Annotated in this window: 8 protein-coding genes; all 8 read right to left on the bottom strand. The window is 73.1% G+C overall.

All coding sequences use genetic code 11. The features are described 5' to 3' along the window. Positions 1 to 42: 42 nt before the first annotated feature. Positions 43 to 849 carry an ABC transporter ATP-binding protein gene (locus ACSNOD_RS25705; protein ID WP_436769432.1) on the bottom strand — a complete coding sequence of 269 codons (807 nt, stop codon included), beginning with the start codon at positions 847 to 849 and terminating at the stop codon, positions 43 to 45. A gap of 52 nt (positions 850 to 901) precedes the next feature. Next, positions 902 to 2011, bottom strand: a complete 1110-nt coding sequence (locus ACSNOD_RS25700; RefSeq protein WP_436769431.1) for an aliphatic sulfonate ABC transporter substrate-binding protein — start codon at positions 2009 to 2011, stop codon at positions 902 to 904. Continuing rightward, the gene (locus ACSNOD_RS25695) at positions 2011 to 3381 is read right to left on the bottom strand and encodes a sulfate adenylyltransferase subunit 1 (RefSeq protein ID WP_436769430.1); all 1371 of its coding nucleotides are present in this window, start codon (positions 3379 to 3381) and stop codon (positions 2011 to 2013) included. The genes ACSNOD_RS25700 and ACSNOD_RS25695 overlap by 1 nt, the downstream gene beginning before the upstream one ends. Before the next feature lie 2 nt (positions 3382 to 3383). Further along, positions 3384 to 4328: a sulfate adenylyltransferase subunit CysD gene (gene cysD, locus ACSNOD_RS25690; protein ID WP_436769434.1), complete on the bottom strand. Its 945-nt coding sequence runs from the start codon at positions 4326 to 4328 to the stop codon at positions 3384 to 3386. A gap of 8 nt (positions 4329 to 4336) precedes the next feature. Further along, a complete protein-coding gene (gene cysC / locus ACSNOD_RS25685) occupies positions 4337 to 4888 on the bottom strand; it encodes an adenylyl-sulfate kinase (protein WP_436769429.1) in 552 nt (183 codons plus the stop codon). A 17-nt stretch (positions 4889 to 4905) separates the two neighbouring features. Continuing rightward, positions 4906 to 5616 carry a phosphoadenylyl-sulfate reductase gene (locus ACSNOD_RS25680; protein ID WP_436769428.1) on the bottom strand — a complete coding sequence of 237 codons (711 nt, stop codon included), beginning with the start codon at positions 5614 to 5616 and terminating at the stop codon, positions 4906 to 4908. Beyond that, the gene (locus ACSNOD_RS25675; protein ID WP_436769427.1) at positions 5613 to 5795 is read right to left on the bottom strand and encodes a hypothetical protein; all 183 of its coding nucleotides are present in this window, start codon (positions 5793 to 5795) and stop codon (positions 5613 to 5615) included. Before ACSNOD_RS25675 ends, ACSNOD_RS25680 begins: the two co-directional genes overlap by 4 nt. 118 nt (positions 5796 to 5913) lie before the next feature. After that, positions 5914 to 7611: a nitrite/sulfite reductase gene (locus tag ACSNOD_RS25670; protein ID WP_436769433.1), complete on the bottom strand. Its 1698-nt coding sequence runs from the start codon at positions 7609 to 7611 to the stop codon at positions 5914 to 5916. Between the last annotated feature and the right edge of the window lie 52 nt (positions 7612 to 7663).

The raw sequence follows: 7663 nt of genomic DNA, 5'->3' as shown, positions 1-7663 counted from the left end.
GCCCCGGCCCTACCTGCGGCTCCCGCCCCCTCGGTCCCCGTCTCAGTGCTGGCCATGCCGGCGGATCTCCCCCCGCAGCTGTTCGGTTATCTCCACGGACAGGGCGGCGACGGCCGCGTCCTCGATGCGCCGCGGCTGCGGGATGTCCACCCGCCACTCGCGGGCGATCCGGCCCGGCCGGGACGACAGCAGCACCACGCGCTGCGCCAGCCGCACCGCCTCCCGCACGTTGTGCGTGACGAACAGGACGGAGACCCGCGTCTCGGCCCAGATCCGGGTCAGTTCCTCGTGCAGCACATCGCGGGTGATGGCGTCGAGCGCCGCGAACGGCTCGTCCATCAGCAGCAGTCGGCTGTCCTGCGCCAGCGCGCGGGCCAGGGCGACCCGCTGGCGCATGCCGCCGGACAGCTCGTGCACCCGCTTGCCGTACGCGCCCCGCAGCCGTACGAGGTCCAGCAGCCGCTCGGCCTCGGCGCGCCGGTCGGCCTTGGGCACGCCCCGCAGCCGCAGCGCCAGTTCGATGTTGCGGCCCGCCGTCAGCCAGGGGAACAGCGCGTGCTCCTGGAACATCAGGGCGGGGCGGTGGCCCCCGGGCAGCTCGATGGTGCCGGCGGACGGCCGCTCCAGCCCGGCCACCAGATTGAGCAGGGTGGACTTGCCGCAGCCGGAGGCGCCCAGGAGACAGACGAACTCGCCGGGCGCGACCTCCAGGCCGATGTCGTCCAGCACCTGCTGCCCGCCCGGGGCGCCGCCGAACGACTTCGACACATGGGTCAGCCGGGCGGCGGGGGCGGGCACCGCGCCGCCGTCGACACCGGTGCGCGGGCCTTCGAGAGTGGTGATGGTCATCTGCTGTCTCCTCCGGGGCGTTCCATCCGGTCACGGCGGACGGTTCAACGGATCACGTGCTGCCGAGACCGGCGTCGTCCACGGCGGGCCTGCCCTCCGCCGCCAGCACCTTGTTGAGGATCGTCAGGTCGTAGATGCCGCGCAGGTCCACGGAGTCCAGCAGCCCTGCGGAGACGGCGTGGTCGGCCTGCTCGCGCAGGGTGGCGGCGAGCGGGTCGTCCAGCACGTCGACGTTGCGGAAGGCCGGGTCGAGCACCTTCTGCGGCAGCGGCTTGCCGGACACCGCCCGCAGCCGGTCGTCGACGGCCCGCTTCGCCTCGTCCGGGTGCTGCCCGATCCAGGCGTTGGTGCGGACCGAGCCGCGCAGCACCGCCTCCACCACCTTCGGGTGCTCCCTGAGGAACTTCTGCGAGACGATCACATTGGTGATCACGAACCGGCCCTCCGGCCACAGCTTCCGCTCGTCCAGCAGCACGGTCCCGCCGGCCGCGACCAGCCGGGAGGCGGTCGGCTCGGGCACCCACGCCCCGTCGAGGTCGCCCCGCTCGAAGCTGGTCGGGATCTCCTTGTTGTCCTGGCGGATCACGGTGACATCGCCCCGGCCGGTGGCCGGGTCGACCTTCAGCTTCCGCTCGGCGAGGAAGTGCAGCAGGGCCACGTCCTGGGTGTTGCCGAGCTGGGGGGTGGCGATGCGCTTGCCCCTGAGGTCGTCGAGCGAGCCGATCCGGTCGGGGTCGACCACCAGCGAGACGCCCCCGGACGCGGAGCCCGCCACGATCCTCAGGTTCTTCCCCTTGGCCTTGGCATAGCCGTTGATCGCCGGGGAGGGGCCGATCCAGCCGATGTCGATGGCGCCGGCGTTCAACGCCTCGATCTCGGACGGGCCGGCGTTGAAGACCTGGCTCCTGACCTTGGTGCCGCCCAGCTCCTTCTGGAAGAAGCCCTTGCCGGTGCCGACCAGCGCGGTGGCGTGGGTGACATTGGCGAAGTAGCCGATGCGGACCTCGTCGAGGCCGTCGATCCGCGTCCCCTGGGCGGCGACCGGGTCCGCGCCGCCGCCCTTCTCGGCCCGCGAGCCGTAACCACAGGCGCCGAGGACCCCCACGAGCAGGGGGAGGACGAGCGCGGCGACGAGCGGCCGTCGTTTGTCGGTTCGGCGCATCAGAAGTCCCACGCGCTGTCGGCCTGCGCGCTGTCGGCCTGCGCCGCGTCCGCGCCCCGGCCCGCGACGGCCGCCGGCGCGTCCGCGTACGCGTCCCCCGCCATGCCCGCCGTCAGCGTGGCGCCGTCCGCCGGGTCGATCAGCAGGAACGACCCGGTGCGCCGGGAGTCGGCGTACGCGTCGAGGGCGAGCGGCTCCGCGGTGCGCACCACGACCCGGCCGATGTCGTTGGCGGCCAGCCCACCGGGGGAGGCGTGCCGGGCGAGGTCGTCGAGGCCGAGCCGGAACGGGATGTCCTGGACGATCGCCTTGACCGTGCGGGTGGTGTGCTTGAGCAGCACCCGGTCGCCGGTGCGCAGCGGACGGTCGTGGAGGTGGCAGACGGTCGCCGTCACCTCCCGCGTGGTGGCGGGCGCGGCGGCCGCGGGAACGATGAGGTCGCCCCGGGAGACGTCGAGGTCGTCGGCGAGCAGCACGGTCACCGACTGCGGGGCCCACGCCACGTCCACGCTCTCGCCCAGCGCGTCGATGCCGGCGACGGTGGTGGTGCGGCCCGACGGCAGCACGGTGACGGCGTCGCCCACGCGCAGCACCCCGGAGGCGATCTGCCCCGCGTAGCCCCGGTAGTCGGGGTGGGCGGCGGTCCGCGGCCGGATGACGTACTGCACCGGGAAGCGGGCCGGTTCGGCCGACGGGTCGTGGCCCACCGGCACCGACTCCAGGTGCTCCAGCACCGTCGGGCCGCCGTACCAGTCCATGTTCCGGGAGGGGACGACCACATTGTCCCCGGCCAGGGCCGACAGCGGGACGGCGGTCACCTCCGGCACGCCCAGCGAGGTGGCGTACGCCGTGAACTCCTCGGCGATCGCGGTGAAGACCGGCTCGGCGTAGCCCACCAGGTCCATCTTGTTGACCGCCAGCACGAGGTGCGGAACGCGCAGCAGGGCGGCGAGCGCGGCGTGTCTGCGGGTCTGCTCCACCACGCCGTTGCGGGCGTCCACCAGCACCAGGGCGAGCTGCGCGGTGGACGCGCCGGTCACCATGTTGCGGGTGTACTGCACATGCCCCGGTGTGTCGGCGAGGATGAAGCGGCGCCGGGCCGTGGCGAAGTAGCGGTAGGCGACATCGATGGTGATGCCCTGCTCCCGCTCCGCGCGCAGCCCGTCGGTGAGCAGCGCGAGATCGGGGGCCGAGGCGCCCCGGCCGCGGGAGGCGTGGGCCACCGCCTCCAGCTGGTCCGTGAGCACGGACTTCGAGTCGTGCAGCAGACGGCCCACGAGCGTGGACTTGCCGTCGTCCACCGAGCCGGCCGTGGCGAACCGCAGCAGCGAGGTGGCGGCCCCGTCGCGGGGGGCGAGAACGCTGGTCATGGCTAGAAGTACCCCTCGCGCTTGCGGTCTTCCATGGCGGCCTCCGAGAGCTGGTCGTCGGCGCGGGTGGCGCCGCGCTCGGTCAGCCGGGAGGCGGTGATCTCGGCGATGACCTCGTCGACGGTCACCGCGTCGGACTCCACCGCCCCGGTGCAGGACATGTCGCCGACGGTCCGGTAGCGCACCCGCCGGCGCTCCACCGGCTCGTCGTCGCGCGGACCGCCCCAGGCGCCGGGCGCCAGCCACATGCCGCCGCGCCGGAACACCTCCCGCTCGTGGGCGTAGTAGATGGCCGGCAGCTCGATCTTCTCCCGGGCGATGTACTGCCAGACGTCCAGCTCGGTCCAGTTCGACAGCGGGAACACCCGGACGTGCTCGCCGGGGGAGTGCCGGCCGTTGTACAGCTGCCACAGCTCCGGCCGCTGCCGGCGCGGGTCCCAGCCGCCGAACTCGTCGCGCAGGGAGAACACCCGCTCCTTCGCCCGCGCCTTCTCCTCGTCGCGCCGCCCGCCGCCGAACACCGCGTCGAAGCGGTGCGCGGAGATGGCCTCCAGCAGCGGCACGGTCTGCAGGGGGTTGCGCGTGCCGTCGGGGCGCTCGCGCAGCCGCCCGTCGTCGATGAACTCCTGCACGGAGGCCACGTGCAGCCGCAGCCCGTGCTCGGCGGCCACCCGGTCGCGGTACTCCAGCACCTCGGGGAAGTTGTGCCCGGTGTCCACGTGCAGCAGCGCGAAGGGCACCGGCGCCGGCGCGAACGCCTTCAGCGCCAGGTGCAGCATCACGATGGAGTCCTTGCCGCCGGAGAAGAGGATCACCGGCCGCTCGAACTCCCCGGCCACCTCCCGGAAGATGTGGACCGACTCCGACTCCAGCGCCGCCAGGTGCGTCAGCGCGTACGGGTTGTCGTACGGCTCGTCCCGCAGCTCCGGCGCGTCGGCCGCGACGATGCGCCCGCTCACAGGGCCCCCTCCTCGGTCAGCAGCGCGTACAGCGCTCGCGCGGACTCCTCGACGCCCTGCTCGTGGGTGTGCAGCCGCAGATCGGGGTGGTCCGGCGGCTCGTACGGGTCGTCGACCCCGGTCAGCCCGGACAGCTCCCCAGCGGCCTGCCGGGCGTAGAGGCCCTTCACATCGCGGGCCGCGCACACCTCCAGCGGCGTCGCCACGTGCACCTCCAGATAGCGGGTGCCGGCCGCCTCGTGGCGCTTGCGCACCGCCTCCCGCGAGTCCGCGTAGGGGGCGATCACCGGCACCAGGGTCAGCACGCCGTGCGAGGCCAGCAGTTCGGCGACGAAGCCGATGCGCTGCACATTGGTGTGCCGGTCCGCCCGGTCGAAGCCGAGCCCCGCGGAGAGGAACGTCCGTATCTCGTCGCCGTCCAGCACCTCCACCCGGCGGCCCTCGGCGCGCAGCCGCTCCGCCAGGGCGCGGGCGATCGTGGTCTTCCCCGCGCTCGGCAGGCCCGTGAGCCACACCGTGGCCCCCGACCCCCGGTCGGTCGTGCTCATCGTCGTCTCCCGGTCGTTCATCCGTGCAGCCCGCACTCGGTCTTGGCCCGGCCCGCCCACCGGCCGGCCCGGGCGTCCTCGCCCTGGCGCACCCGGCGGGTGCAGGGCGCGCAGCCGATGGAGGCGTACCCGTCCATCAGCAGCGGGTTGGTGAGCACCCCGTGCTCGGCGACATAGGCGTCCACGTCGTCCTGGGTCCAGCGCGCGATCGGGGAGACCTTCACCTTCCGCCGCCGCTCGTCCCATCCGACGACCGGGGTGCCCGCCCGGGACGGCGCCTCGTCGCGGCGCAGCCCGGTTGCCCAGGCGTCGTAGTCCGCCAGGCCCTCCTCCAGCGGCTCCACCTTGCGCAGCGCGCAGCACAGGTCGGGGTCGCGGTCGTGCAGCCGCGGCCCGTACGCGGCGTCCTGCTCGGCGACGCTCAGCCGGGGGGTGAGGGTGCGGACCCGGACGTCCAGGACGGCCTCGACGGCGTCCCGGGTGCCGATCGTCTCCGGGAAGTGGTAGCCGGTGTCCAGGAACACCACGTCCACGCCGGGGCGCACCCCGGCCGCGAGATGGGCCACGACGGCGTCCTCCATGGAGGAGGTCACGCAGAAGCGGGCGCCGAAGGTGTCGACGGCCCAGCGCAGGATCTCCGGGGCGGGGGCCTCCTCCAGGTCGCGGCCGGCCCGCTCGGCGAGGAGCCGCAGGTCGTCGTCGGTGCGGTGGGGGGCCGCGGGGGTCATGCTCCGTCTCCTTCCGTGCCGTGCGGGGAGGTCAGGCCCTTCGCCAGCAGCCCCAGGAAGGACAGCCGGAACGCGCGGTTGCACGCGCCGCACTCCCAGGCGCCGTGGCCCGCCTCGGACGGGCGCAGGTCCTCGTCCCCGCAGTACGGGCAGTGGAACGGGGCGGCTCGCTCACTCATGGCCGCGCCCCCTCGCCCTGGGGTGCCGCGGTGTGTTCGGTGTGCGCTGCGGTGGGTGCCGCGGTGTGTCCGGCGGGTGCCGGGGTGTGTCCGGTGTGCGCTCCGACGGGTGATCCGGTCACGACAGGGCCTCCTCGGAGGCGCGCGACGCCCACTGGGCGAACCGCTCGCCGTCCGAGCGCTCCGCCAGGAAGCGCCGCAGCACCCGCTCGACGTAGTCGGGCAGTTCGGCGGAGGTGACCTTCAACCCCCGCACCTTGCGGCCGAATCCGGCCTCCAGCCCGAGCGCTCCGCCCAGGTGCACCTGGAAGCCCTCGACCTGGCGGCCGTCCGCGTCCAGCACCAACTGGCCCTTGAGACCGATGTCCGCCACCTGGATGCGCGCACAGGCGTTGGGGCAGCCGTTGATGTTGATGGTGATCGGCTCGTCGAACTCCGGCAGCCTGCGCTCCAGTTCCTCGATGAGCGACGCGCCGCGCGCCTTGGTCTCGACGATGGCGAGCTTGCAGAACTCGATGCCGGTGCAGGCCATGGTGCCGCGCCGGAAGGGCGACGGCCCGACCCGCAGGTCCAGCGCCTCCAACCCCTCCACCAGCGAGGTCACCCGGTCCTCGGTCACATCGAGGACGATCATCTTCTGCTCGACCGTGGTCCGCAGCCGGCCGGAGCCATGGGCCTCGGCCAGCTCCGCGATCTTGGTGAGGGTGGCGCCGTCGACCCGGCCCACGCGCGGGGCGAAGCCGACGTAGTACCGGCCGTCCTTCTGCCGGTGCACGCCCACATGGTCCCGCCACCGCTCCACGGGCTGCTCCGGCGCCGGGCCGTCGAGCAGCGGGCGCAGCAGGTACTCCCGCTCCAGCACCTCGCGGAACCGCGCCGCGCCCCAGTCGGCGACCAGGAACTTCAGCCGGGCCCGGTTGCGCAGCCGGCGATAGCCGTAGTCGCGGAAGATGCCGATCACACCGCCGTAGACGTCGGGCACGTCCTCCAGCGGCACCCAGGCGCCCAGCCGCACGCCGATCTTCGGGTTGGTGGAGAGACCGCCGCCGACCCACAGGTCGAAGCCCGGCCCGTGCACGGGGTGGCGCACCCCGACGAAGGCCACGTCGTTGATCTCGTGGGCCACGTCCAGCAGCGGCGAACCGGACACCGCGGACTTGAACTTGCGCGGCAGGTTGGAGAAGTCCTTGTTGCCGATGAACCGCCGGTGGATCTCCTCGATGGCCGGGGTGCCGTCGATGATCTCGTCGGCGGCGATCCCGGCGACCGGCGAGCCGAGGATCACGCGGGGGGTGTCACCGCACGCCTCGGTGGTCGACAGCCCCACGGCCTCCAGCCGGCGCCAGATCTCCGGGACGTCCTCGATCCTGATCCAGTGGTACTGGATGTTCTGCCGGTCGGTGATGTCCGCTGTGCCCCGGGCGAACTCCTGAGATATTTCGCCGATCACCCGCAGTTGACGGGTGGTCAGCCGACCGCCGTCGATCCGCACCCGGAGCATGAAGTGGGAGTCGTCCAGCTCCTCGGGCTCCAGGATGGCGGTCTTGCCGCCGTCGATGCCGGGCTTGCGCTGGGTGTACAGCCCCCACCAGCGCATCCGGCCGCGCAGGTCGTTGGGGTCGATGGAGTCGAACCCGGCCTTGGAGTAGATCGTCTCAATGCGTGTCCGCACATTGAGACCGTCGTCGTCCTTCTTGAACTGCTCGTTGCCGTTGAGCGGGGTGAAGTGCCCCACGGCCCACTGACCCTCGCCGCGGTGGCGTCCGGTCTTGCGGCGGGCCGTGGTGGCAGCCGGCTGATCAGGGGAGGCGGCCATGGTGGTGTGTCCTTCGGAGGGCGGCTCAGGGGTGGCGCGGCGGTGCTGTGAC

This window comes from Streptomyces sp. URMC 123 (assembly GCF_051386515.1).
In the GTDB taxonomy this organism is placed as follows: domain Bacteria; phylum Actinomycetota; class Actinomycetes; order Streptomycetales; family Streptomycetaceae; genus Streptomyces.
The sequence above is the reverse complement of the archived record's forward strand: the minus strand, read 5'-3'. Positions and strand labels throughout refer to the sequence as shown.

Coding starts and splice junctions, on each gene's coding strand:
- ACSNOD_RS25675 (WP_436769427.1), bottom strand. CDS start 5,795: ATGAGTGAGCGAGCCGCCCCGTTCCACTGCCCGTACTGCGGGGACGAG.
- ACSNOD_RS25695 (WP_436769430.1), bottom strand. CDS start 3,381: ATGACCAGCGTTCTCGCCCCCCGCGACGGGGCCGCCACCTCGCTGCTG.
- ACSNOD_RS25700 (WP_436769431.1), bottom strand. CDS start 2,011: ATGCGCCGAACCGACAAACGACGGCCGCTCGTCGCCGCGCTCGTCCTC.
- ACSNOD_RS25680 (WP_436769428.1), bottom strand. CDS start 5,616: ATGACCCCCGCGGCCCCCCACCGCACCGACGACGACCTGCGGCTCCTC.
- ACSNOD_RS25670 (WP_436769433.1), bottom strand. CDS start 7,611: ATGGCCGCCTCCCCTGATCAGCCGGCTGCCACCACGGCCCGCCGCAAG.
- cysC (WP_436769429.1), bottom strand. CDS start 4,888: ATGAGCACGACCGACCGGGGGTCGGGGGCCACGGTGTGGCTCACGGGC.
- ACSNOD_RS25705 (WP_436769432.1), bottom strand. CDS start 849: ATGACCATCACCACTCTCGAAGGCCCGCGCACCGGTGTCGACGGCGGC.